Annotated in this window: 25 protein-coding genes; 21 read left to right on the top strand and 4 right to left on the bottom strand. The window is 45.2% G+C overall.

The features are described from left to right. Positions 1–34: 34 nt before the first annotated feature. A complete protein-coding gene (locus D0T85_RS00990) occupies positions 35–1,567 on the bottom strand; it encodes a DUF4099 domain-containing protein (RefSeq protein WP_163209330.1) in 1,533 nt (510 codons plus the stop codon). 264 nt (positions 1,568–1,831) lie between these two features. On the opposite strand from D0T85_RS00990, the gene D0T85_RS00985 reads away from it, so the two are divergent. Together D0T85_RS00985 and D0T85_RS00980 are read left to right on the top strand one after the other, a co-directional pair. After that, the gene (locus D0T85_RS00985; RefSeq protein ID WP_163209329.1) at positions 1,832–2,668 is read left to right on the top strand and encodes a DUF1837 domain-containing protein; all 837 of its coding nucleotides are present in this window, start codon (positions 1,832–1,834) and stop codon (positions 2,666–2,668) included. Continuing rightward, positions 2,653–4,779, top strand: coding sequence for a DEAD/DEAH box helicase (locus tag D0T85_RS00980; RefSeq protein WP_163209326.1), 2,127 nt, complete (start codon positions 2,653–2,655; stop codon positions 4,777–4,779). Before D0T85_RS00985 ends, D0T85_RS00980 begins: the two co-directional genes overlap by 16 nt. Positions 4,780–4,838: 59 nt before the next feature. Here D0T85_RS00980 and mobC read toward each other — a convergent pair whose 3' ends face one another. From mobC to mobA, 3 genes are all read right to left on the bottom strand, one after another. Next, on the bottom strand, positions 4,839–6,851 hold the full coding sequence (gene mobC / locus D0T85_RS00975; RefSeq protein WP_163209324.1) for a conjugal transfer protein MobC: 2,013 nt from the start codon (positions 6,849–6,851) through the stop codon (positions 4,839–4,841). Between the two features lie 63 nt (positions 6,852–6,914). Then, positions 6,915–8,180, bottom strand: a complete 1,266-nt coding sequence (gene mobB / locus D0T85_RS00970; protein WP_163209322.1) for a conjugal transfer protein MobB — start codon at positions 8,178–8,180, stop codon at positions 6,915–6,917. Positions 8,181–8,184: 4 nt separating this feature from the next. Continuing rightward, on the bottom strand, positions 8,185–8,628 hold the full coding sequence (mobA, locus tag D0T85_RS00965) for a conjugal transfer protein MobA (RefSeq protein WP_163209320.1): 444 nt from the start codon (positions 8,626–8,628) through the stop codon (positions 8,185–8,187). A gap of 743 nt (positions 8,629–9,371) precedes the next feature. On the opposite strand from mobA, the gene D0T85_RS00960 reads away from it, so the two are divergent. The 19 genes from D0T85_RS00960 to D0T85_RS00865 all read left to right on the top strand — a co-directional run bounded on the left by D0T85_RS00960 (position 9,372) and on the right by D0T85_RS00865 (position 23,419). Then, complete coding sequence (locus tag D0T85_RS00960) at positions 9,372–10,142, top strand: ParA family protein (protein WP_163209318.1); 771 nt, start codon at positions 9,372–9,374, stop codon at positions 10,140–10,142. A 7-nt stretch (positions 10,143–10,149) separates the two neighbouring features. Continuing rightward, positions 10,150–10,590: a DUF3408 domain-containing protein gene (locus tag D0T85_RS00955; RefSeq protein WP_163209316.1), complete on the top strand. Its 441-nt coding sequence runs from the start codon at positions 10,150–10,152 to the stop codon at positions 10,588–10,590. A gap of 19 nt (positions 10,591–10,609) precedes the next feature. Then, positions 10,610–10,873: a DUF3408 domain-containing protein gene (locus D0T85_RS00950; protein WP_163209314.1), complete on the top strand. Its 264-nt coding sequence runs from the start codon at positions 10,610–10,612 to the stop codon at positions 10,871–10,873. A 3-nt stretch (positions 10,874–10,876) separates the two neighbouring features. Further along, positions 10,877–11,611: a hypothetical protein gene (locus tag D0T85_RS00945; protein WP_163209312.1), complete on the top strand. Its 735-nt coding sequence runs from the start codon at positions 10,877–10,879 to the stop codon at positions 11,609–11,611. A 156-nt stretch (positions 11,612–11,767) separates the two neighbouring features. Continuing rightward, positions 11,768–12,067 (top strand): DUF4134 domain-containing protein, encoded by a 300-nt coding sequence (locus tag D0T85_RS00940; RefSeq protein ID WP_163209310.1) that lies wholly within the window; start codon positions 11,768–11,770, stop codon positions 12,065–12,067. 24 nt (positions 12,068–12,091) lie between these two features. Next, positions 12,092–12,421 (top strand): DUF4133 domain-containing protein, encoded by a 330-nt coding sequence (locus D0T85_RS00935; RefSeq protein WP_163209308.1) that lies wholly within the window; start codon positions 12,092–12,094, stop codon positions 12,419–12,421. Continuing rightward, complete coding sequence (locus tag D0T85_RS00930; RefSeq protein ID WP_163209306.1) at positions 12,414–14,915, top strand: TraG family conjugative transposon ATPase; 2,502 nt, start codon at positions 12,414–12,416, stop codon at positions 14,913–14,915. The genes D0T85_RS00935 and D0T85_RS00930 overlap by 8 nt, the downstream gene beginning before the upstream one ends. A 48-nt stretch (positions 14,916–14,963) precedes the next feature. Then, positions 14,964–15,452 (top strand): DUF3876 domain-containing protein, encoded by a 489-nt coding sequence (locus tag D0T85_RS00925; RefSeq protein ID WP_163209303.1) that lies wholly within the window; start codon positions 14,964–14,966, stop codon positions 15,450–15,452. 393 nt (positions 15,453–15,845) lie between these two features. Further along, a complete protein-coding gene (locus D0T85_RS00915; RefSeq protein ID WP_163209299.1) occupies positions 15,846–16,466 on the top strand; it encodes a DUF4141 domain-containing protein in 621 nt (206 codons plus the stop codon). Positions 16,467–16,469: 3 nt separating this feature from the next. Beyond that, a complete protein-coding gene (traJ, locus tag D0T85_RS00910) occupies positions 16,470–17,513 on the top strand; it encodes a conjugative transposon protein TraJ (protein WP_163209297.1) in 1,044 nt (347 codons plus the stop codon). Between the two features lie 15 nt (positions 17,514–17,528). Beyond that, on the top strand, positions 17,529–18,152 hold the full coding sequence (gene traK, locus D0T85_RS00905) for a conjugative transposon protein TraK (RefSeq protein WP_163209295.1): 624 nt from the start codon (positions 17,529–17,531) through the stop codon (positions 18,150–18,152). Between the two features lie 7 nt (positions 18,153–18,159). Next, positions 18,160–18,462: a TraL conjugative transposon family protein gene (locus D0T85_RS00900; protein WP_163209293.1), complete on the top strand. Its 303-nt coding sequence runs from the start codon at positions 18,160–18,162 to the stop codon at positions 18,460–18,462. Beyond that, positions 18,440–19,840 carry a conjugative transposon protein TraM gene (traM, locus tag D0T85_RS00895; RefSeq protein ID WP_163209291.1) on the top strand — a complete coding sequence of 467 codons (1,401 nt, stop codon included), beginning with the start codon at positions 18,440–18,442 and terminating at the stop codon, positions 19,838–19,840. The genes D0T85_RS00900 and traM overlap by 23 nt, the downstream gene beginning before the upstream one ends. 81 nt (positions 19,841–19,921) lie before the next feature. Then, entirely contained in the window at positions 19,922–20,881 is a 960-nt protein-coding gene (gene traN / locus D0T85_RS00890; RefSeq protein ID WP_163209289.1) for a conjugative transposon protein TraN, read from the top strand. A gap of 2 nt (positions 20,882–20,883) precedes the next feature. Then, entirely contained in the window at positions 20,884–21,471 is a 588-nt protein-coding gene (locus D0T85_RS00885; RefSeq protein ID WP_163209287.1) for a conjugal transfer protein TraO, read from the top strand. A gap of 7 nt (positions 21,472–21,478) precedes the next feature. After that, positions 21,479–21,928, top strand: a complete 450-nt coding sequence (locus tag D0T85_RS00880) for a DUF3872 domain-containing protein (protein ID WP_163209285.1) — start codon at positions 21,479–21,481, stop codon at positions 21,926–21,928. Positions 21,929–21,984: 56 nt separating this feature from the next. After that, positions 21,985–22,584 carry a M23 family metallopeptidase gene (locus tag D0T85_RS00875; protein WP_163209283.1) on the top strand — a complete coding sequence of 200 codons (600 nt, stop codon included), beginning with the start codon at positions 21,985–21,987 and terminating at the stop codon, positions 22,582–22,584. 31 nt (positions 22,585–22,615) lie between these two features. Continuing rightward, positions 22,616–23,068 (top strand): PH domain-containing protein, encoded by a 453-nt coding sequence (locus D0T85_RS00870; protein WP_163209281.1) that lies wholly within the window; start codon positions 22,616–22,618, stop codon positions 23,066–23,068. Positions 23,069–23,194: 126 nt separating this feature from the next. Then, positions 23,195–23,419, top strand: a complete 225-nt coding sequence (locus D0T85_RS00865; protein WP_163209279.1) for a hypothetical protein — start codon at positions 23,195–23,197, stop codon at positions 23,417–23,419. The last annotated feature ends 1 nt before the right edge of the window (position 23,420 follow it).

Here is a 23,420-nt window from a genome sequence, read left to right as displayed (position 1 = left end):
TGTTGATTTTTTTAGTGGGTTTGTAATGAATTGATTAGCTCATTTTGCGACCGCCGCCTTTCTTGGGAGCTTTGGGCGACTGTTTTTCAGCCTGTTTCTCGGCTTTCTTTTCAGCCTGCTTTTCAGTCGGGCGGGATTGACCCGGCTTCAAAGGCTCGTTACTGTGCTTGGTCGCTTCATTGGTTTTGCCGTCATTGTTGACAGCAACTTGTGTTTTATGGCTTTCGGCAGGCGTTGCTTTTTTCGCCTGTATCGCTTTCCATTCGTCGGGGTGCTTGGAAGTATGGCGGACACGTCCGGCTTCCGCATCAGGCCACACCCACGCATTATACTTTTGCCCTTTCTTGTCGGTGGCTTCAACCTGTTGCGCCGCGCCCTCTTTTGGCTTGGGTTGTTGCTTCTGCATACCTTCGACAAATACAGGTTCTTTGTTGAGCAGCTTGGCAAACTGTTCCTCGGTCAGTTTCACTCCGCCCTGAACGGGATTTATCCAAATGCCGTCCACCTTGCGTCCTTTCTGCGGACTATCGCCTTGTTCATGTCCTTGTTTGGTTTGACGGTCTTGTCGGTGTTGCTCCCGCTGTTCGGGCGTGAAACGGAAATCGAAATTGCGGTTGGATGCGTTGTACTGCAAGATGCGGTCGATTTTCGACGGCTCTTCGCCCGCCTTAATCCGCTTGTCCATACCTTCGACCAATACGCCTTTACCCGTTTTTAGTCCTTCCTGCTGTTCGGCAGAAAGTTCAACGCCTTTCAATTTCTGCGGAATGTTGATTTCAGAAAGCGAAACGGATTCAAACCGGTTCGTGAGTTTATCGAGCGAAATGAGCGACGGCACTTTCTCGCCGCCCGGTACGTGTTCGAGGTCGAATATACGTCCGCCGTTGCCGGTCTGCTTGAATTGCTCAATATCCTCTTTGGTGAAGGTTACGCCCATAAAAGGCTTCTCGAAATCGGGCTGTTCCTGCTTGGGGAGGGCTTGTACTTTGAACGAACCGTCGGGTTGCTGTTCCAATGACAGGCGGGCTTTTACGCTGTACTCTTTGCCGTCAACTTCCGTCTTAATATCGACCAGTCCGGGCGATTTATGACCGTAAGACATGGCTTTGAGGGTATCTGCAAGTGCATCGGCAGGAATACCCAGCTTTTCAGCGTCTTTCCAATCGACTTTGTTCAGGTCGAGTGCCTGATACTTTTGCTGCCCCTCGGATAGTTCCTTTTGCTGTCCGTCGGGCTGCACCCGGTACGGGTCAAGCACTTTGTCGTCAGGGTAAACCTTGATAATCTTGTCGAGAAACGCCGCAATGTTCACAACCGCGCTGGCGGTAACTGCATACAGTCCCGTATGGGAAGGCTTCTCATACTGTGCCGAAAACTTCTTCATAAAATTTTCAAGCACATTCCCGTTCGGATTAATTTCTAAGAATTTATCCGAATTCTCTTTGGTCGGATCGACGGTGTTCAATTTACCGTTCTGCTCCATACCCGTAACGGCTTTCAGTTTGCCGTCTTCGCCTTGTGTCAATAAGACTTTAGGCTCGTCATTTTTTACTTTACTTTCGTCCATAATAAATATGTTTTTATTCTGCATTATTATTAATGCAGAACGAAAGTAAGCCAATTTAACGGACTGATTGCAAGGAATTAAGGCAGTGGATATGCTTGTCCGGGGTTGTCCGAGTGCTTTATATAAATTTGATAAAAAAGACATGGATATTTTGTCATTTGGGGATTTTTGTTGAGCGCCACATTTTGTAATTCCACCTATTTTTTAAGAATCAATTAAAATCGCTACCTTTGCAACCAATAATGTATTGAATTTAACAAGCTTATGACTCCATTTTTTAATATCATTGTTCACAAAGAAGATCAGCTTCCTGACTTGCATGGGATGTGTGTTGGATTTGAAAATCGTATTTGGAGGAAAGATCAGTTAGTAAATTACTTGTTTGAATATTTACCGGAATTTGCTTTAACTCATACCGAATTTCATAATCTCACGGGAGAAAATGCAGTTGCCAAAATCAGGCAGGTGGTCGCCAGTATATATCAGTCTAAAAAATTTGAGAATCGAGGAGAATTTGGAGAGCTTTTACTTCATGCTATCATACGAGAAACGCACAATACAATTCCCGCGATAAGCAAAATATACTACAAGGACGGGCCAAATGAAACAGTCAAAGGATTTGATGCTGTTCACATAGTGGATTTGGATGATTCTTTAGAACTGTGGTTGGGGGAAGTTAAATTTTACAATGACATTTCAAATGCCATATCACACGTTGTTACGGAATTACAGCAACATGCTGAAACTCGGTATGTAAGAAATGAGTTTGTTGCTATTACGAATAAGATAGATAACTCGTGGCCTCATGCACAAAGACTTAAGACACTACTTAACCCAAACACATCTTTAGATGATGTTTTCTCGAATACTTGCATACCCGTTTTGCTCACATACGATTCCTCGGTACTGGCAAAGCACGACCAAAAAAGTGCAGAATATACAGCCGAGATTTCAGAAGAATTTACAAAATTCCACAAAAGATTTTGTGATAGATTAGGCGACTTCCCATTAACGGTACATCTATTTTTGTTACCATTGAACACGAAAGAGGAATTGATGAAATCATTAGAAACTAAGTTAAAAACATGGCAGAATTTATAACTCCGCAAGAACTACGAAATATCTTAAGGCGGAAATTTCCTGCTGATGTAGATAAGTTTCAAATAATAAAGCAGGTTGCGGCTCTTGTCGCAATTAACCAGACTGTAGGACAGGAGTTCATATTGCGTTTATTAGCAAGGATAAATGAGTTTCAAGGTTTGGAGTCTATGATTAGCGGACTAACAAGACAAGTTGGGCTTTTTCCCTATATGGACGAAGACAATTTATCCTTTAAAGATGCTATCGCTTATGAAGTACACCGTCCTACCGGATTTAACGAGCATATAGTTTTTCATCACGCTCAGGCGGAGGTGTATTACGCCCTTTTACGAGGGGAAAACATTGTTTTGAGTGCGCCTACAAGTTTTGGGAAAAGCCTTATAATAGATTCAGTTATTGCTTCGCAAGTTCATTCAAATATAATTATCATTGTTCCCACGATAGCTCTAATTGACGAAACTCGAAAAAGATTATCTAAATTCAAGGACTCGTATAAAATAATTACGCACCCAAGTCAATCGTTGCTAAAAAAAAATATCTTTATACTTACGCAGGAACGAGCGATAGAAATTATACCTCAAATTGATGTGGACTTTTTTGTAATAGATGAGTTCTATAAGTTAAGTCCTCAAAAATCCGATGAAGAAAGATGCCATGTTTTGAATCAGGTCTTTTATACGTTGGTAAAAAAGGGAGCGCAATTTTATCTTTTAGGCCCCAATATAGAACAAGTGACTACAGCCTTATTAGATAATGTCAAATACAAATTCATTCGGACAGATTATAAAACGGTCGTTTCTGAACGACATTCAGTTAAGGTCAAAAATGGAGAGGATTCGATCAGCCGTTTGATTGAAATAAGTTCATCTATGGACGAGCCAACACTAATATTCTGTCAATCTCCAGCAAGTGCAAATAAAGTCGCTAATGCGTTTCTAAATAGTGGAAAATTTGAGGAAACAGGTATGAATAAGGAGTTGGCGGACTGGCTAAAAAGCAATTATCATTCTCAATGGATTCTCCCAAATTGTTTAGAGCAAGGTATAGGGATTCATCATGGTAGAGTTCCTCGCGCAATTGCACAAAAATGCGTTAAACTATTTAATGAGGGCAAGATTAAATATCTCATATGTACCTCAACCCTCATTGAGGGAGTCAATACGAAAGCAAAAAATGTTATAATATACGACAATAAGATAGCTCGGACTAAGTTCGACTACTTTACCTTTAATAATATTTGTGGACGTTCCGGCAGAATGTTTTCGCATTTTATTGGAAATATATATCTATTTCATGAGCCACCAGCAGCAGAACTACCATTAGTTGATTTTCCGATATTCTCTCAGAATGATGATGTTCCTGAGAAGCTATTGATTAATATTGATGAAAACGATTTGAAAGAAAGCTCAAAACAGAAATTGCAAAAATACTTTAATCAAGATATCCTGTCAAAGGAAACGCTAAAGAAAAATTCATATATAGATTTAGACAAACAAATACAGTTAGCATCTGTCATACAGAAAAACATCAACAAAATATATCCGCTTTTGAAATGGAGTCAATATCCTGATAACAATCAACTTAAATTGGCATGCTTGCTTATTTGGGATTATTTAATAGCGTCTAAGAAAATGACTTATGGAGTAAGTTCTGGAAAACAACTGCATTTTAGAATTAATCAATTTAGAGAGGCTGGGAGTATTAAAAAATTCATTGCAGCTAATACCGCAGGCTGTAATACACAAGACAAAATAAATGAAGCTATAGAGTTGTCTTTTGATATTCAACGACATTGGATAAATTTTCAATTTCCACGCTACTTAATGAGTTTGTGCAGCATTGCAAATGATATTTTCAAAAAGCAAAATCTCAAGGCTTGTGATTATTCATATTTTGCCAGTTTTGTAGAATGTTATTTCATAGCCCCTTATGTTGTTCCATTAGATGAATACGGACTACCTATACAAATTTCTCAAAAAATAGGCAAAGCGATACAGATTTCGCCTAATATTGACGAAGCGCTTACTCAGTTGAGTGGTTTTGTTCCATCCCAAAACAGATTTTCAAGGATTGAACAGGAGTTCGTAACCGAATTTCAGAAATATATTTAGGCGATATACAAGGACATTTTAGTAAAGAGCCGCCCGAATTGAAGCGGCTCTAATCATTTCTATTCTTCCTCCTTCGGCAACAAATGGCAAAGGTCGGGATCATCCTTAATACGCTGAATCTCGATTTCCACGATTTGCTTCACTTCGGATTTGATCCGGTCGTAATTCTCCTTTATCTGTTCCTTCATTCTATCAACGCCACTTTCATCCGTAAAGTCGGCAATGACGGGAATCTTTTTATAAGCCTTTGTTTCGGCGGCTACCCGCTCATTATCAACCACGATTTCCGCATGGAAAATCTTCTGCTCGATACGCTCGTCGAAATTGTCCGCTACCGCGCCGACAAACATCCCCTGTGTAAGATTGGAGATTTTACTGGCCGGTATCAACGAATCCATTTGTGTAGAAATAGACGTTGATTTATCATTCCGGTTTATCGTCATAGACTGGCGTTTTTGTAGGACTTTTCCGAAACGGTCGGACAGGGTTTTCGCCGTGTCGCCAACTACCTGACCACTGAAAATATTACCTACGGTATTCATCACTACGGCGGACTCTTTGTCGCCGTAATCGCGCTTCAACTGCGAGAAGTCCTGAAAGCCCAAAAGCACCGCGACTTTGTTGCTTCGGGCGGTGGCTATCAGATTATCCAATCCCTTAAAATAGATAGTCGGTAACTCGTCGATTATCACCGAACTTTTCAGCATCCCTTTCTTATTAATCAGCTTTACGATGCGGGAATTATATAATCCCAATGCCGCCCCGTATATGCTCTGCCTGTCGGGGTTATTACCGACAACCAGAATCTTCGGGTCTTCCGGGTTGTTAATATCCAATGAAAATTCATCACCCGACATGACCCAATAAAGGGCAGGTGAAATCATCCTCGAAAGCGGGATTTTCGCACTTGCGATCTGCCCCTGTAACTGCTCGGCAGCCCCACCGAGCCAAGCATCCATAAAGGGAGAAAGGTAGTTTTCAAGTTCCGGGTAAGAGGTCAGAACAGGGAAAATTTTCTCGTAGGGTTTGTTGAGCAATTCTATTGCATGGGGAAACGTACAATACTTTCCGCCCTCGTAAATGCGGAGGAACCAGATTATAGCCGCAAACAAAATAATTGGACTCTCTACAAAGAAATCGCCCTGCTTGCTCACCCAAGTTCGATTAAGGTTGAGCATAATCGTGTAGCTACTTTCGTATGCGTCCGATATATCTTCCATGAAAGCCGGATTAAGCGGGTTGCAACGATGCGAACGCGAAGGGTCGTCAAAATTAATCACGTAAAATGTGGGTGTTTGGGCGTAACCCTCACGGTTATTGAGCAAATGATTGTAGGCGATTGTCGATAAATCGGGGAATTTAAAGTCGTAAATATAAGCCGAATACCCCTTTTCTATCTGTTGTTTAATGTAAGAATTTACGATAGCGTAGGACTTGCCGGAGCCGGGCGTACCCAGCACAATACTTGCCCTGAAGGGATTTACGATATTCACCCAACCGTTGTGCAGCTTCTTCTTATACCAAAATCGTGTCGGCAGGTTGATGGAATATTCATTTGTAATCAAGCGTGTTTCCTGCATAAATGATTCGTTCTCTGTGTTGAACACATCATCGAACATATTGCTTTTGAGCAAACGCGACATCCATATTCCGCCCATTAACATAAAGATATATCCTACCGTCATGGTGAATATGTACAATCCCGCCCGACCTTCCGCCGGAAACGGCAACGCCAATAACCACCAGTTGAGAAAGAACAGGATAAATCCCGAAACAAGGCATACGATAATTTTTGGCCAAGTGATTTTCTCATCCTTAACTCCCTTTGTACCCAAACAGGAAAGGGCAAGGAAAACCATCGCAAAAAATTTCGTCCAGAGAATGTTGGTAAACAGTCCGGCGGTATTATTAAAATTCATCAGGATTTTATCGATCACCCCAATATCAATTCCCCAATACTTTATTGCTTCATAACAGAACCAATAAATATTTATCACTACGAACAGTATTGACAATGCCCGCATAAAGTCCATGACCTTAGCCAAGCCTCTCAAATCATCTTCATTTTGCATAATCTTAAAAATTAAATTGTTTGTTTTTTACAGTTAAAAGAATAATAGAAGGCACTGTGTGCCTTACATTTGCCTGCCGTATCGCCGTTTTTTCTTCTTCCGGCGTTTGGGTACAGACTGATTGTCATTCTGTCCTTCTTCCGGTGTAAGGAAAGAGAACAGGTTACCCGCTGCTTCGGTCGCAGCGGATAAATCGGGCGTTGGAGTCTTAGCCTTGTCATCCGGTGCGGGAATATTCCGCAGATTATCGGTAGTTTGTGGAACCGGTGTATGCAGATCCTCGCGGGGCGAACTATCTGCAAAGCGTTCGTTCAGGGCATTCGCCGAAAATTCTTTACCCATACGCGAACCGTTCAATACCGTCCGGGTATTGTGGTCGATAAAGGTTGCGCCATAGATACGCCCGGTATCGTTCCGCCGGAGTACCATATCAATACCTTTATCCCGCAACACCATCCGTAGGTCGCTTTCCGTCCGGGAAGTTTTAAGGGCTTCGGCTATGATGGCTTTCGTTTTATCAGACACACGTTCGGACTTTATAGCTTCACCGGAGCGTTTCATTTTTTGCTCCAATAGCTCAACACCCTGCGACTTCCCGAAGAGAGAAGATTTCAGCGGCTTGCCCGCACGGTTTCCGTCCGCATCAAGCGCGGAGTACACCAATCCGGTGTACTTGTTGCCGCCATTGTTACCTTCGACTTTCTCTATGCCTATATTATATAAGGAGAGCAGGGCGCGGTATTCGGTCAGCGATTGGAAACGGTACATTTCCGAAAGCGGCTTAATGACATTGGCGACTTGCCGTTTCAAGTTGCCCGCCTGTACATCCACAGGAGATAGTTGCCACGCTTCTTTCTGGCTTTCCCCTTTGGGGTGAAGACCGTACTTCTGCTCCAAAGCGTCTGTAATCTTCCGGCTCCGTTCATAATCCTTGCTGTCGCTGATAATAGAACCGTCGCCACGTACACGGGTAGAAATAATGTGTACATGCTGGCGGTCTATATCTTCATGCTTAAAAATCATATACGGCTGTCCGCCGAATCCCATTTTTTCGAGATATTCCCGCGAAATATCCGCAAGTTGGGTATCGGTCAGACGGTCGTCAGGGTGCGGATTAAGCGAAATATGGATTACGGGTTTGCCTGTTTTTATCTGCGAAGGCATTGCCTGTTCAAAATCCCGCACACAATCCGACACCCGGAAATGACCGTCAAAGGGAACAAATACCCGGTTTGTTTCCAGTATTTGCCCTTTCCCATTATCAATCTTATCCTGATTGTAAGCCAACGCGCCGTACAAATTGCTGCCCTTATGAATATCCGCTACCATAATTTTAAGGGTGTTCTGGCAAAAGTTTTTCCTTAAACTCTTCGCACAAATGCAAAACTTCGCGCCCGATTTTCGATAATTCAATCGTCTCCTGTTCTAATTTATAGAGCAATGACAACGCTTTTTTCTCCCCGAAAGTGGTGTGAAGTTGCTTAACCGTTTGATTATAATTCACACCGACACTTCGGATTTGTCCGTAAAACGCCGATAGTTTCATCACAAAATCGACCGCCGACGAATCGGTTTTCACTACCCGGAACTCTTCGGAAAATATACGGGCTGCTATAAAACCGGATAGCGAAGCAACGCCGGACTGTTCGTACATGGTAAGAAAGTCGGCGTACTGCGTATCGGTCAGGTTCACGGTCAGTCGGCGAAACGCCGGATTCTCTTTAGGTGGTCTGCCACCTTTACCCCGCCCGTGGGGTACATTCTTTTTTTCATTCATAACACGGATTTTTTTAGTGGGTGATGGCGTGCCACACCCGGATTAAAATCTGTCAATCGAGGCTTGCCGAGCAAATGCGCAACCGACTTCGGAGGGTCGCGCCGCCCCCGGCAGGGCAAGGGTTGAGTGCTGCAAAACTGGTTTTGCGATGCACGAGACATACCTTGCTATTTGCCAAAATGCAAATGGTTTTTGCCGAAGCGGCAAAAGATTTACCGTAAATGATTAATCGGGAAATTGGCTTCCGATTCGGGTATCAGGTTAGAGGGAAACCTGACTTGAATGTTTGCCCGAAAACCTCGCGTAACATTTCATGCTGCAAAGTTACGGGCTAATTTAACACGCTGTATATCAAATAGGTCGGACAAGGTCGGACAAAGGCGGCCACTCCTTAAAAACATGGTGATGATATGAAAAAATAGGCTTTTATTTGCTCCCGGAAAGTAAATATCGCTTCGTTGAAATAGCTTTTTGTGAAAGCGGAAAATTTCAAAAATGGAAATGGAATGATAGGCTTTCGTACAGTTGCACATAAGTATTGTCGTATCGAAAAATGGCAATAGGTCAATACCGATACAGATAAGAAAAAAGGCAAAGGGTCGAATCGGCAAATCAATAGATTGTCCCGAAAGGGCAAAAGCAATGGAGCAAAAAAACAAGGAAGTAAATAACGATTGACAAATAACCGTATCTCTTTACCGGTACGAACAATTAAATAATTAACGAATTAAAAAAGTAGAACAATGGAAAAGAATGTAAGCAAAAAAGAACCGAAGTATGTAGCATTCAGTACGCAAAAAGGCGGGGCGGGAAAAACTACCCTTACTGTTTTGGTAGCTTCATACCTTCACTATGTGAAAGGCTACAACGTGGCCGTGATCGACTGCGACTATCCGCAGCACTCAATCTTTGAAATGAGGGAGCGCGATTTTGCTATGGTCGAAAAAGACGAGTATTATAAGGGTATGCTTTTCGAGCAGTTTACCCGCTTGGGTGAGAAAAAAGCCTACCCGATTATTGAGAGTAACACTAAAGACGCTCTGAACGATGCAGAGAAATTAATCCGGGACGGGGACTATGATTTTATCTTCTTCGACCTCCCCGGCACTTTCGATAATCCCCACCTGGTATTGACCGTTGCCAGTATGGACTATATCATTTCGCCGATAGCTGCCGACCGCCTCGTATTGGAAAGCACCCTGAACTATTTGATTTCAGTAAGGGATAATATCATAAGCACCGGAAAATCAAATATCAAAGGGGTATATCTCCTTTGGAATCTGGTCGATGGGCGGGAAAAATCAGACCTGTACGAAGTGTACGAAGCGGTTATCAAGGAGTTGGATTTTCCCGTCCTCAAAACCTTCATACCCGACAGCAAGCGATTTCGCCGTGAACTGTCCGTGAGCCATAAAGCCCTGTTCCGCTCTACACTGTTCCCGGCGGATAAATCGCTCGTCAAAGGCTCTAACCTGAATGCCCTCGCCGATGAACTGTTGCACCTGTTAAAGTAATGCTATTATGGGGAAGAAAGCAGATACAAGCGGTTTAGACCCCGCATTTATCATCGGGCAGGGAAAAAAGAGCAACCGGGAGCAACAGGCGGAACCCACAGTATCGCCCGCCAACGAACCGGAACAGGTATCGGCTCCCGTATCGGTAGAACCTATTATTGAACCGGAGCCAGTACCGGAAGTGAAAGAAACAACCAAGCGCAAGCGAAGCCAATCGCAAGGGTATAAGGAAACTTTCTTAAAGCGCAACGATATTAAAACCCGTCAATGCGTCTATATCAGTTACGACGTTCATGCGGTTATTGCAAAACTCGTCAGGGCTTTGGTGGACACCGGAAACGATATAACACTGGGCGGGTATATCGACACGGTATTGACTGAACACCTGCAAGCCAACAAGGAGGAAATCAACGAGATATACCGCCAACGGCAGAACGATTTATTGTAAACTTTTAATAATTAAGACAATGGAAGAAAAAACAATGAGCCAAGAAGATAAGGCTTACTATGAAAAGCTGTTTATAAAACAGGGCGGAATGAAAACCCGGAGCGGAAAAGCAGTATATATCAGCAAAGAGTATCACGAACGCATTATGCGGATAATCCAAACAATCGGAGCGAACGAAATAAGTCTGTCCGATTACCTGAACAATGTACTGACCGAACACTTTGCTGTATATAAGAATGAAATAAGTGCCTTGTACGAAGAAAAGAAACCCAACATATTTTAAGTTATGGGACGGTATTTTATTATAGCAATTATGCTGTATGCGCTGGTAGTCGGGATTTATCTTCTTTGGGAACGCGGAGTAAAACGCAAACGGAACGCAGCACGGAAGAAAGGTTATAATCCTTTCAAGTTCTCCGCAAAAGAAGATATAATCGGCAAAAGCAAATTTGTCCTCGGACAAGGTTGGACAAAGGCTACCATGCTGGAAATCAGTGATAAATCAGAAGAAAAACAACTTACATTTGCAGACGGGAACGAGCAAACCCATGTACAGGACACTCCGGGGGAAACTCCGGCAACCGAAGTGGAAAACGTAGTTTTACCCCAGTCGGCAGAGGATAATTCCGGCGATATAGATATAGTTATCTATGACGAGCCAGAGGGGGAAATAGAATCTGACGAAGACGACGGTATAGATTACGACGAAACCGAAGAAGCGGGAGAAACCTCCGGGAGTGGAAAAGCATTGGGACTTGGCTTCGACGATCTTTCGGGAGCGATCCGGACGGTGGGAAACGCCGAGGGTGCGACAAAAGAAGAACGGGAAGAAGCCGGGCGGGTACTGGTCGAGGTGCGAAAAACCGAACTATTCGGGCAAGTCGCCAACGACGAACCGAAAAAGAAAATCGTGTCCTCCCTTATGGACGATTATTTCAATGCCTACTACCGCGACAGGGAAGCCCAACCCCAACCTACGGTAAAAGCCCCAACCGATTTTAATGTACGAAGTTTTGCTTGAGAGTTTATAAACTAAAAATGTGTAAAAGCATGAAAGAACGCGATTATGGATAGCTGCGATGCTATCAACCACTAAAAAAATCGAGAAGTAAAAAAGTAAAAATCCCGGCGGATGAAGGGACTATCCAACCCTTCGTCCGCCTTTAAAATTCAAACAATGACTAAAAAGAAAATTCTTTTGTCGGCGGCTATTATCTTGGCTGCCGCAGATGCCTTCGCACAAGGCAACGGTATCGGTGGTATTAATGACGCTACAAGTCTCGTAACCAGCTATTTCGACCCCGGCACGAAACTCGTGTACGCTGTGGGCGCTGTTGTGGGCTTGATTGGCGGTATAAAGGTGTACAACAAGTTCTCTTCCGGCGACCCCGATACAAGCAAAACCGCCGCCTCGTGGTTCGGTGCGTGTATCTTCCTGATCGTCGCCGCGACTATCCTTCGCTCATTCTTTTTGTAATCCATTTCAAAACGACAAAACGAAATGGAGTACAATGTAAATAAAGGCATTGGAAAAAGCGTAGAGTTCAAAGGCTTGAAAGCACAATACCTGTTCATCTTCGCGGGTGGTCTGCTCTCTGTGTTTATCCTGTTTGCCATCATGTATATGGCAGGCGTGGATCAATGGGTCTGCATAGCCTTCGGAGTGGTTGCCGCTTCGGTACTGGTGTGGTTCACTTTCAACCTGAACGCGCGGTATGGGGAACATGGGCTGATGAAGCTGCTCGCCAAACGGCAGCATCCCCGTTACCTGATTAACCGCCGGAACTCACGCCGTTTTTTCCAACGAAGAAAGGGGGTGGCGTATGCGTAATACGATGAAAGCCGCCACCATCGAAAGTAAGTTCCCATTACTGGCGGTCGAACATGACTGTATCATATCCAAAGATGCCGATATAACGGTAGCGTTCCGGGTGGACTTACCCGAACTGTTTACCGTAACCTCGTCGGAATACGAAGCGATACATTCGTCATGGGCGAAAGCAATCAAAGTGCTTCCCGATTATTCGGTCATCCAAAAACAGGATTGGTTCACGAAAGAGAACTACAAGCCGGAGACAGACAAGGAAGATATGAGTTTCCTATCCCGCAGTTTTGAACGGCACTTCAACGAACGTCCGTTCCTGAATCATACCTGTTTCCTCTACCTGACAAAGACAACGAAAGAACGCCAGCGTATGCAGTCGAACTTTTCAAGCCTTTGCCGGGGCAATATCATTCCGAAGGAAGTAGATAAGGAAACGACAGTAAAGTTTCTGGAAGCTGTCGGGCAATTCGAGCGCATCGTAAACGATTCGGGGTTTGTGAAACTCACTCGCCTAACGTCGGACGAGATAACAGGAACGCCGGAAAGCGCAGGACTGATTGAGAAGTATTTTGCCCTGTCGCTCGAAGATACAACTTGCTTAGAGGATTTGGAGCTGGGAGCCGACGGTTTGCGTGTAGGCGACAAACATATCTGCGTACATACGGTGTCGGATGTCGAAGACCTGCCGGGAACGGTCGGAACAGATATGCGTTATGAACGCCTATCGACTGACCGGAGCGACTGCCGATTGTCATTTGCCGCACCTGTGGGACTGCTATTATCCTGCGACCATGTATTTAACCAGTACATTTTCTTGGATGATTCGGCGGAGAACCTACGACAATTCGAGAAGAGCGCAAGAAATATGCAGTCGCTTTCCCGCTACTCTCGTGGAAACCAAATCAATAAAGAGTGGATCGACGAATACCTGAACGAAGCGCACAGCTTCGGGCTGACTTCCGTTCGCGCCCACTTCAATGTGATGGCGTGGTCGAACGATACGGAAGAACTGAAACATATCCGTAACGATGTCGGTAGCCAGTTGGCTCTTATGGAGTGCAAGCCCCGCCACAACACAGTGGATGCGGCTACCCTCTATTGGGCGGCGATGCCCGGAAACGCAGCGGATTTTCCTGCCGAAGAATCGTTTTATACGTTCATAGAACCCGCCCTGTGTTTCTTCACTGAGGAAACGAATTACAAATCTTCGCCAAGCCCATTCGGTATCAAGATGTGTGACAGGGTTTCAGGAAAGCCGCTTCATGTGGATATTTCAGATTTGCCGATGAAACGAGGAATCACCACCAACCGGAACAAGTTCGTGTTGGGGCCTTCCGGGTCGGGAAAATCGTTTTTCATGAACCACCTCGTCCGCCAGTATTGGGAGCAAGGTACTCATGTGGTGCTTGTCGATACGGGTAACAGCTATCAGGGCTTATGTGAAATGGTACGCCGCAAAACCAAAGGCGCGGACGGGATTTATTTCACATACACGGAAGAGAACCCGATCAGTTTCAATCCATTTTTCACCGAAGACTATGTTTTCGATGTGGAAAAGAAAGATTCTATTAAAACGCTGCTCCTTACCCTGTGGAAGTCCGAAGACGATAAAATCAGCAAAACCGAATCCGGCGAACTTGGGTCAGCGGTATCGTCCTATATCCAAAAGATACAGGACGACCGAACGATTACGCCCTCGTTCAATACCTTTTATGAGTTTATGCGCGGTGACTACCGCCGGGAACTCGACGAAAGGGAAATCAAGGTAAGCCGGGAAGATTTCAACCTCGACAATATGCTGACCACCATGCGCCAGTATTACCGGGGCGGACGTTATGACTTCCTATTGAACTCGGCAGAGAACATAGACCTCCTGAATAAGAGCTTTATAGTCTTCGAAATTGATTCTATAAAGGAAAACCGCGAACTTTTTCCCGTCGTGACAATCATTATCATGGAAGCGTTTATTTCCAAATTACGCAGGCTGAAAGGTGTCCGAAAACAATTCATTTGTGAGGAAGCATGGAAAGCCCTGTCGTCCCCCAATATGGCGGAATACATGAAGTACCTCTATAAAACCGTCAGGAAGTATTTCGGGGAAGCGATTGTCGTAACGCAGGAAGTGGACGATATTATTTCATCGCCCATTGTCAAGGAGGCAATCATCAATAACTCCGATTGTAAAATTCTACTCGACCAGCGAAAATTCATGAATAGATTCGATGTAATCCAGTCCCTTTTAGGTCTGACCGAAAAGGAGAAGGGGCAAATCCTATCTATCAATATGGCAAACAATCCGAACCGCTTATACAAAGAGGTGTGGTTCGGGCTGGGTGGTGTGCAGTCGGCAGTGTATGCAACAGAAGTGAGCGGCGAAGAATATCTCACGTACACGACCGAAGAATCCGAAAAACTGGAAGTCTTCCGAAAAACGGACGAACTCGGCGGTAACTACGAATTGGCGATTAAGCAACTTGCCGAAAGCAAACGGCATAAATAATTATCAACCGGGACGGAGCAGTCCGTCCCACAATCCACTAAAAAAATCATGAAGTTAAGTAATGAACAATTAACAAGGCTGACGCTATACACGGCAGGGATAAACAGCATTTTCGCCGAAGCGTTGCTGAAAGCGCAGGCGAAAAAGCCCGCCGACACAGAGAACGTGATAGAACCGGAAGCATTCGTCATTGACTGGGATGCGATAGAGAATGCACCACCCATACCGATAGACTGGCAGGCGGAAGAACGTCAGCGCAGGGAACAGGCGATGAGCCGTCTTTGCGGACGGTGGACTATGGGTAATTACCGCTGCGGCATTGAGATTACCCGCGAGGGAGAACATTTTGTACTGACCCACCTCAAACGCAACGGGCGGGCTACCGATGAACGCTACGTGCTGATCTGGTTGGATGGCGATATTCTCTACTACGGATACGGCGACCGGATTACAGTGTTGGCTCTCAATACCGAGACGGATACACTTATGGTTTCTCCCGGAGTTAACTACACCCGCTGGGCGGAGGAACAAAAGTAAGGAGGACGAAACCATGCAGAAGAGAAACAGAGTTGCGTCCGATCCGCTGAAAAACCAGCAATATTTTCTGTTGGAAGAGATACGGGGACGGTGGGTAAGCGGCGGCGGGGACAGATGCCGGATGCCGGAGGTGCATATTTATCGCACGGGGGTGCGCCACCACCGGATCAGGTTTGCATACGATCCCGATACGGTTTACAACTGCCCGCTATGTAGGCGGTGGGGCATAACCTTTTTCTATCTGTACGGGCGTGTGGGAATATCATACGATGGGGAGCGCGACGTGTTGGTGTTCTCCGATTACGGCGAATATGTCCGGGCGGAGTAACCTGTTTTCGGGTTGCTTCCGTCAGCGGACAATGAAGAATATTAACAATTAAATAAGTAAAAACAATGAAGAAAATAATATTGAGCCTTACGATAGCCCTCGCTTTTTGCGGCTACGAGGCAAAAGCACAATGGGCGGTGATCGACCCGTCCAACTTGGCGCAAAATATTCTGACGGTTTCCAAAACGGCGACAACGGCGACCAATGTAATCAACTCATTTAAGGAGATGCAAAAGATTTACAGTCAGGGTAAAGAATATTACGATGCGCTCAAATCGGTGCATAACCTGATAAAAGATGCCCGAAAGGTAAAAGAAACGGTGGAAATGGTAAGTCAAATCTCCCAAATCTATTCGACCAATTTTAACAAAATGCTGTCGGATAAGAATTTTTCGGTGAATGAACTGGCTGCAATATCCGATGGGTACGCCATACTATTAAAGGAAAGCGGCAACCTGTTGACCGATATTAAGAATATCGTTACGCCCTCCAACGGGCTATCCCTGTCGGATGCGGAGCGCATGGATATAATCGACAAAATCCATTCGAAGATGGCAAGCTACCGCAACCTTGTAACCTACTATTCCAATAAGAATATCGCTATATCTTTTATCAGGAGCAAGGAACAAGGCGATGTAGCGCGGGTGAAAGCATTGTATGGCAGTCCTTCCGAAAGATACTGGTAAGCCATGACACTACTTGCAATAGATTTTAACAACCTGCACCAACTGCTGCGGAATCTCTATACAGAGATGATGCCGCTCTGTGCGGATATGATCGGCGTAGCAAAGGGGATAGCGGGTCTGGGTGCGCTCTTTTATGTAGCGTACCGTGTTTGGCAAGCCCTGTCAAGGGCAGAACCTATCGACGTGTTCCCCTTACTCCGTCCGTTTGTGATCGGACTTTGTATCATGTTCTTTCCGACAATCGTGCTGGGAACAATAAACGGAGTGATGTCGCCTGTGGTAAAAGGTACACATACCATTTTAGAATCACAGATCGAGAATGTGGAAGCCCTGCAAGCCGAACGCGATGCGCTGGAATATCAGGCGCGGGTGCGCGAAGGTAAGGAATGGCTTGTCAATGATGAGGTGTACGAGGAAAAAATGAGCGAAATGGGTATCCGGCAAGTCGGCGAAAAGCTATCCATGTGGTGGGAACACGCTTGGTACACAATGAAAGTGTGGTTTCGCAAGCTGATAAGCGATTTCTTTGAACTGCTCTTTAACGCTGCTGCCCTGAGTATTGACACGATAAGAACGTTTTTCCTTATCGTATTGTCAATATTGGGGCCGCTGTCGTTCGCTCTCTCCGTCTATGACGGATTCGGGGCTACGCTCACAAGTTGGCTCGCACGCTACATAAGCGTGTACCTGTGGCTTCCTGTGGCCGACCTCTTTTCCGCCGTATTATCCAAAATACAGGCATTGATGCTCCAACAGGATATAGTGCTGCTCAAAGATCCGTCATACGTGCCGGATGAAACGAACGGTATGTATATCCTGTTCCTGATTATCGGCATTATCGGGTATTTCACGATTCCGACCGTTGCGGGCTGGATTATCCAAAGTGGCGGTATGGGCAGCGCAAACCGTACCATGAACACGGCGGCAACCAAAGGCGGTGCAATCGCCGGAGGACTTGCCGGAGCCGCTGCGGGCAACGCGGCCGGACGGGCGGGTTCACTCGCTAAGAAAGGCTATGGAGCAATCAAAGGAATGTTGAAGAAATAATAAACAATTAAAACAATGGAGTTCAAAAGTCTAAAAAATATCGAAACAAGTTTCAAACAGATACGCCTGTTCGGTATGGTGTTTTTGGTACTGTGCGCCGCTATAACGGGTTATTCCGTCTGGTCGTCGTATAGCTTCGCCGAAGCGCAACGCCAGCGTATCTATGTGTTGGACGAGGGCAAGTCACTCATGCTTGCCCTCTCACAAGACCTTTCGCAAAACCGTCCCGTGGAAGCACGGGAACACGTAAAACGATTTCATGAATTGTTCTTTACCCTCGCGCCCGACAAATCGGCTATCGAAAGTAATGTGAGCCGCGCCCTGTTCCTTGTGGACAGGTCGGCTTTCAAATACTATCAGGATATGCAGGAAAAGGGATATTACAACCGCATAATTTCAAGTAACATTAATCAGGTCGTGCAGGTGGATTCTATCGCCTGCGACTTCAATGTGTACCCGTATAAAACGGTAACATACGCCCGCCAGTATATTATCCGCTCGTCGAATATTACCGAGCGAAGCCTTGTTACACGGGCTGACCTGATTAATTCGGTACGGAGTGATAACAACCCGCACGGCTTCACGATGGAGAAATTCGAGATTGTCGAAAACCGTGATATACGGATAACGGAAAGGTAAGTGCGTTATGTTACAGAAAATCATTCAGAACATAAACGAGTGGCTGGAAGATAGGATACGCCACCTTATCAGACCGTTAAGTCCCGACGGACGGGTTATTCTTATTGTTACGATGCTGGTTTTATTCAGCGGACTATCTATCTACATGACCGTTTCTTCAATCTATAATTTCGGAAAGGACAAAGGGCGCAAAATGGAAATCGAGCGTATCGAAACCCTGAAACTGGAATCGGAACAGGAAGGAAGGGACAGTATCAATTATCAATTACAATTAAACGAATTTGAATATGGACGAACAGAATTTGAATAACGAAGGGTTGCCGGAAACTTCCGCGCCCGAAGTGAAGCCGGAGGTGAAAAAAGAACCTCCGAAGTCGGTTCAACCGAACCAACGGTCGGCGGTAGCCAAAAAAGAACTGACAACCGCCCAATTACAGAAGCGCAGGAAGATGATAATCTTCCCGCTTTTCTTCCTCGTTTTCGGGGCGTGTCTGTGGTTTATCTTCGCCCCGTCGGGCAAAGATAAAGAAGAGGCAGAGGGACTGAGCGGCTTTAACGCCGAACTGCCCGTACCCAAAGACGAAGGGATTGTCGGCGACAAACGGGCGGCATACGAACAGGATGCCATGCGCCAGCGGGAAGAATCCAAAATGCGTTCACTACAAGATTTATCGGATATGTTCGACCGTCAAACGGCACAAAGTGAGACGGAACACGAACGGCAGGTATATAACGAAACCCCGGAACTATTCGAGAGGAATGCCAATACCCGTTCGGCAGCTTCTTCGATTAACTCGTCGGCAAACGCCTATAACGACATTAACCGTCAGTTAGGGACATGGTACGAAGAGCCTGCCGGAAAAACAGATGATCAGCTTGTCGTTGAGGGGCGCATACAGGAATTGGAACGCCGCTTAGAGGAAGTCGAAGCGCAAAAAGCGGCAGAGGACGAACAAACGGCTCTACTCGAAAAATCGTATGCGATGGCGGCGAAGTATATGCCGGGGACGGCACAACCTGTAACCGAAGTTTCGCAACCGGTGGAAACGGTATCGACCAAAGATAAAGCAGTTGTTCAGCCTGTAAGTCATGTGAGCCACAATGTGGTGTCGCTACTATCCGCACCCATGACTGATGATGAGTTTATCTCCGCTTTCAGCCAGCCCCGCAATATGGGTTTCGTTACCGCTGCCGGAAACGAAACGCTGGCAAGTAAAAACAGCATTCGCGCCTGTGTGTATCAGACCATAACGCTGACCAGCGGACGGGAGTTGCAAATACGGCTCTTGGAACCGATGCGGGCGGGAAATATCCTGATCCCGGCGAACAGCATTATCACGGGCGCGTGCCGGGTCAGTGGCGAGCGGATGAACGTAACGGTAAATTCAATCCAGTATGGCGGTAATATTATTCCTGTGGAACTGCAAGTCTATGATATGGACGGACAACCCGGAATCTTCGTGCCGGGAAGCGATGAAATCAACGCTGCCAAAGAGGTAGCCGCGCAACTGGCGCAATCCGCCGGAACGTCTATCTCGATAACGGATAATGCGGGTTCGCAGCTTGCCGCCGACGTTGGCAAAGGCTTGATTCAGGGAGCTTCGCAGTATGTGAGTAAGAAAATGAGCGTGGTTAAAGTAACCCTGAAAGCGAATTACGGTCTACTGCTGCTTCCTAAAACGCAATAAAGAAGTAATAAAACAGGCTGTGCCTGCCACTAAAAAAATCCCAGATAACAGAATTAAAAACAACAATTAAAATTATTCGCAATGAAAAAAATCTTTTTGATGCTCGCATTGGTAGCGGGCGTAATGACTGCGGGTGCGCAGGAAGTCGAAAACACGGAAGCTGTCAAAGAAACAGTAACGACCAGCCCGACAACGGGTGACTACTTTCAGGGCTTTACCCGCCCGCTAACGTTCAACCGCATGATACCACCTTATGCGCTCGAAGTTACATTTAATAAAACCGTTCATGTGATTTTCCCCGCACCGATTCGCTATGTCGATTTAGGTTCGGCAGATCTTCTCGCGGCAAAAGCGGACGGAACGGAAAACGTGTTGAGAGTGAAAGCCGCTTTGCGGGATTTCAGCCGGGAGAGTAATCTGTCCGTAATCACGGAAGACGGTAGTTACTACACGTTCAATGTAAAATATGCCGATGAGCCTGTAAAACTATCAGTAGAAATGACGGACTTTCTGCACGACGGGGAAGCAACCAACCGCCCTAACAACGCGCTCGATATTTATATGCAGGAGTTGGGGCAGGAATCGCCGCTATTGGTAAAGCTGATTATGCAGTCAATCTATAAAAATGACCGCAAGGAAATCAAGCATATCGGCAGCAAGCGTTTCGGGATTCAATACACGCTAAAAGGCGTTTATACGCACAATGGCTTGTTGTATTTCCATTTACAGTTAAAGAACTCGTCCAACGTACCGTTCAATATTAATTATGTCACATTCAAAATCGTGGATAAGAAAGTAGCCAAACGCACAGCGATTCAGGAACAGGTTATCTGGCCGCTTCGCGCCTACAATAACCTGACACTGATTGGCGGAAGCCGTACAGAGCGTATGGTCTTCACGCTGCCTAAATTCACGATACCGGACGATAAGATGCTGATTGTCGAACTGAACGAACAGAGCGGCGGCAGACACCAATCCTTTACGGTAGAGAATGCTGATTTAGTACGTGCAAAGGTTATTAACGAACTGAAAGTGAAATAATCATGAAGGGACTACCTATTATTATAACAACGCTTGTGTTGTGCCTGGTCTTTACAGACCAAGCACACGCACAGCGTCAGTTGCCGGGTATGCAAGGCATACAGGTAACAGGCGGAATGGTGGACGGTATATACTCGTCCGCCTTAGACAATGAAGCCGGATATTATTTCGGCGTGGCGATGGCGACCTATGCGAAAAAAGGGAATAAGTGGGTGTTCGGTGCGGAGTTTTTGGAAAGATATTATCCGTACCGAGCGATCCACATACCTGTTTCGCAGTTTACCGCTGAAGGAGGGTACTATTTGAAATTCCTTTCCGACGGGTCGAAAACGGTACATTTCTATTTGGGCGGTTCGGCGTTGGCAGGTTACGAAACAAGCAACTGGGGTGAAAAGACCCTGTATGATGGTTCGACACTCCGGGATAAGGACGCTTTTATTTATGGCGGGGCTATCACGCTCGAAATGGAACTCTATCTTGCCGACCGTATTGTGTTGCTCCTGAATGGTCGCCAGCGGGTGTTATGGGGCAATTCTACCGGACACTTTCATACGATGTTTGGCCTGGGAGTAAAGTTCATTATAAATTAAATTCGATATGAAAAAGATAAGAAAAACAATCGCAATACTGGTCGGCGTGGGCGTAATCGCGCTCTTGGCGTTTGCCTGCACCGACAATTTGGACGTATATAAAACCTACGGCTTTTATCTCGAAACGATGCCTGTGCAGAAACGCATAACACAAGGTGAAACGGCTGAAATACGCTGTACATTGGTGCGTGAGGGGGATTATTCCGAAGCACGGTACTATATCCGGTATTTTCAGCCGGACGGGAAAGGGGAACTGCGGCTTGACGATGGCACATTGTTATCGTCCAACGATCTTTACCCGCTCGAAAAGATGGTGTTCCGAATGTACTATACTTCCCGTTCGACCGACCAGCAACAAATTGACGTGGTGGTGCAGGATAATTACGGGCAATACTACGAAGTGAGTTTTTCATTTCAGAACGAAGCGGTGGAGAGCGAAAATAATGAAGAGGATTAGAGTAATAGGTAAGCACCCGGATTATTTCGGGTGCTTACTGCTTTTAAAACGTGATTATGAAATACACTCTAATATTTTTCATCGCCCTACTACATTTGCCCGTATCGGGACAGTCGAACCGAAAGTCGGAGATAGAATACCTCACGGAAAAAACTTACTCCGTAGCGGAGTTGAGGCGGGTAGCCGATTCCCTGCAAATGACGATTGACGAGCTATGCGACTATCCCGTAATTTCTCCGGTAAAATGCCCTGTTGTTTCGTCGAACTTCGGAATGCGCTTACATCCAATTTATAAAGTACAAAAATTCCATACGGGAATAGATATTCCGAAACCAAAAGGTACTGCGGTGTATGCTACCGGAAACGGAACAGTAATCCGTAAAGGATATTGTTCGGGGTACGGGAATTTTATCGAAATTAAACACGCAGGAGGCTTCCGTTCGTTCTATGCGCATTTAAGTCGAACGCTGGTGAATGTTGGGGACTCGGTAAATATAACCCAACAAATAGCTTGTGTCGGCAATACCGGAGTATCAACGGGCAGCCATTTACATTATGAAATCAGGAAAGAGGGCTGTTTTCTGAATCCGGCGGGATGGTGCTATCTGCTATATGAATTGAAAATACAGACAGCAAAACACGACGGAATCAACTAAACTTCTTATTTTTGCAGTAAATCAATAATTTATGAACTACATAGAAACAAATCTACAACCCGGAGAAGAAATAAAATACGTTGCCAAACTACATTTCTTCCTGTTTATGCAACCGGTTATCCTGTTGCTTATCGGTGTTTTTCTTATGACAGCCCCAAAAGAAGTATTACCTGTAATATATTACGCCGGACTTTTGATGTTGTTTTTCGGACTGGTATCGCTTGTGCAAAGGATACTCGTAAAAATAGGTTCGACTTATGCCGTTACCAATAAGCGCGTGATACTTAAGACAGGTGTAATCAGTCGCCGGGCGGTCGAACTGGTGCTGGCAAAGTGTGAGGGGCTGCATATAAACCAAAGCATTTTAGGCAGGATATTCGGCTTCGGCACAATCACGGTTACTACTGGCGGGGCGACAAGTTCCTATCCGTATATCGCAAATCCGCTGGCGTTCCGGCGAGAGATAAATTTGCAAATTGGGTAGGCAGAAGAATGAAATGGTTGATGGATAAACAACTTGGAGTAACTCTCTGAAAAACACTTGGCAAGCGATTTTGTCAGGTGTTTTTTTATGGGTATCTTTGCGGAGATTATAAGTGCTTTTATCATCATGGAAAAGAAAAAAATACCAGCAATATTTAAAGAAGACTTGCAAAACTTTCTTCAATCAGTTAATGAACTTGATAAAATCGAACAAAGTGAGAGGTTTTGCTTATTATGTTCAAAGTTGATTAGCTTAAAAAATATTCAGTTAATAATTCCAAGAAAAGGGGATTCCTACGATTATGTTTGTGATAGCCCAACTTGTGTAGAAGAGTATAATCATAATCAGTAAG

This window comes from Bacteroides sp. 519, assembly GCF_010500955.1.
Classification (GTDB): Bacteria; Bacteroidota; Bacteroidia; order Bacteroidales; family Bacteroidaceae; genus Bacteroides.
The sequence above is the reverse complement of the archived record's forward strand: the minus strand, read 5'-3'. Positions and strand labels throughout refer to the sequence as shown.

Excerpts from the sequence above, each read along its gene's own strand:
- traN (WP_163209289.1), top strand. The coding sequence starts at position 19,922 with ATGAAAAAAATCTTTTTGATGCTCGCATTGGTAGCGGGCGTAATGACT.
- D0T85_RS00880 (WP_163209285.1), top strand. The coding sequence starts at position 21,479 with ATGAAAAAGATAAGAAAAACAATCGCAATACTGGTCGGCGTGGGCGTA.
- D0T85_RS00960 (WP_163209318.1), top strand. The coding sequence starts at position 9,372 with ATGGAAAAGAATGTAAGCAAAAAAGAACCGAAGTATGTAGCATTCAGT.
- D0T85_RS00930 (WP_163209306.1), top strand. The coding sequence starts at position 12,414 with ATGCGTAATACGATGAAAGCCGCCACCATCGAAAGTAAGTTCCCATTA.
- traM (WP_163209291.1), top strand. The coding sequence starts at position 18,440 with ATGGACGAACAGAATTTGAATAACGAAGGGTTGCCGGAAACTTCCGCG.
- D0T85_RS00950 (WP_163209314.1), top strand. The coding sequence starts at position 10,610 with ATGGAAGAAAAAACAATGAGCCAAGAAGATAAGGCTTACTATGAAAAG.
- D0T85_RS00885 (WP_163209287.1), top strand. The coding sequence starts at position 20,884 with ATGAAGGGACTACCTATTATTATAACAACGCTTGTGTTGTGCCTGGTC.
- D0T85_RS00980 (WP_163209326.1), top strand. The coding sequence starts at position 2,653 with ATGGCAGAATTTATAACTCCGCAAGAACTACGAAATATCTTAAGGCGG.
- mobA (WP_163209320.1), bottom strand. The coding sequence starts at position 8,628 with ATGAATGAAAAAAAGAATGTACCCCACGGGCGGGGTAAAGGTGGCAGA.
- D0T85_RS00875 (WP_163209283.1), top strand. The coding sequence starts at position 21,985 with ATGAAATACACTCTAATATTTTTCATCGCCCTACTACATTTGCCCGTA.
- traK (WP_163209295.1), top strand. The coding sequence starts at position 17,529 with ATGGAGTTCAAAAGTCTAAAAAATATCGAAACAAGTTTCAAACAGATA.
- D0T85_RS00985 (WP_163209329.1), top strand. The coding sequence starts at position 1,832 with ATGACTCCATTTTTTAATATCATTGTTCACAAAGAAGATCAGCTTCCT.
- D0T85_RS00945 (WP_163209312.1), top strand. The coding sequence starts at position 10,877 with ATGGGACGGTATTTTATTATAGCAATTATGCTGTATGCGCTGGTAGTC.
- D0T85_RS00955 (WP_163209316.1), top strand. The coding sequence starts at position 10,150 with ATGGGGAAGAAAGCAGATACAAGCGGTTTAGACCCCGCATTTATCATC.
- D0T85_RS00865 (WP_163209279.1), top strand. The coding sequence starts at position 23,195 with ATGGAAAAGAAAAAAATACCAGCAATATTTAAAGAAGACTTGCAAAAC.
- mobC (WP_163209324.1), bottom strand. The coding sequence starts at position 6,851 with ATGCAAAATGAAGATGATTTGAGAGGCTTGGCTAAGGTCATGGACTTT.
- D0T85_RS00940 (WP_163209310.1), top strand. The coding sequence starts at position 11,768 with ATGACTAAAAAGAAAATTCTTTTGTCGGCGGCTATTATCTTGGCTGCC.
- mobB (WP_163209322.1), bottom strand. The coding sequence starts at position 8,180 with ATGGTAGCGGATATTCATAAGGGCAGCAATTTGTACGGCGCGTTGGCT.
- D0T85_RS00900 (WP_163209293.1), top strand. The coding sequence starts at position 18,160 with ATGTTACAGAAAATCATTCAGAACATAAACGAGTGGCTGGAAGATAGG.
- traJ (WP_163209297.1), top strand. The coding sequence starts at position 16,470 with ATGACACTACTTGCAATAGATTTTAACAACCTGCACCAACTGCTGCGG.
- D0T85_RS00870 (WP_163209281.1), top strand. The coding sequence starts at position 22,616 with ATGAACTACATAGAAACAAATCTACAACCCGGAGAAGAAATAAAATAC.
- D0T85_RS00925 (WP_163209303.1), top strand. The coding sequence starts at position 14,964 with ATGAAGTTAAGTAATGAACAATTAACAAGGCTGACGCTATACACGGCA.
- D0T85_RS00935 (WP_163209308.1), top strand. The coding sequence starts at position 12,092 with ATGGAGTACAATGTAAATAAAGGCATTGGAAAAAGCGTAGAGTTCAAA.
- D0T85_RS00915 (WP_163209299.1), top strand. The coding sequence starts at position 15,846 with ATGAAGAAAATAATATTGAGCCTTACGATAGCCCTCGCTTTTTGCGGC.
- D0T85_RS00990 (WP_163209330.1), bottom strand. The coding sequence starts at position 1,567 with ATGGACGAAAGTAAAGTAAAAAATGACGAGCCTAAAGTCTTATTGACA.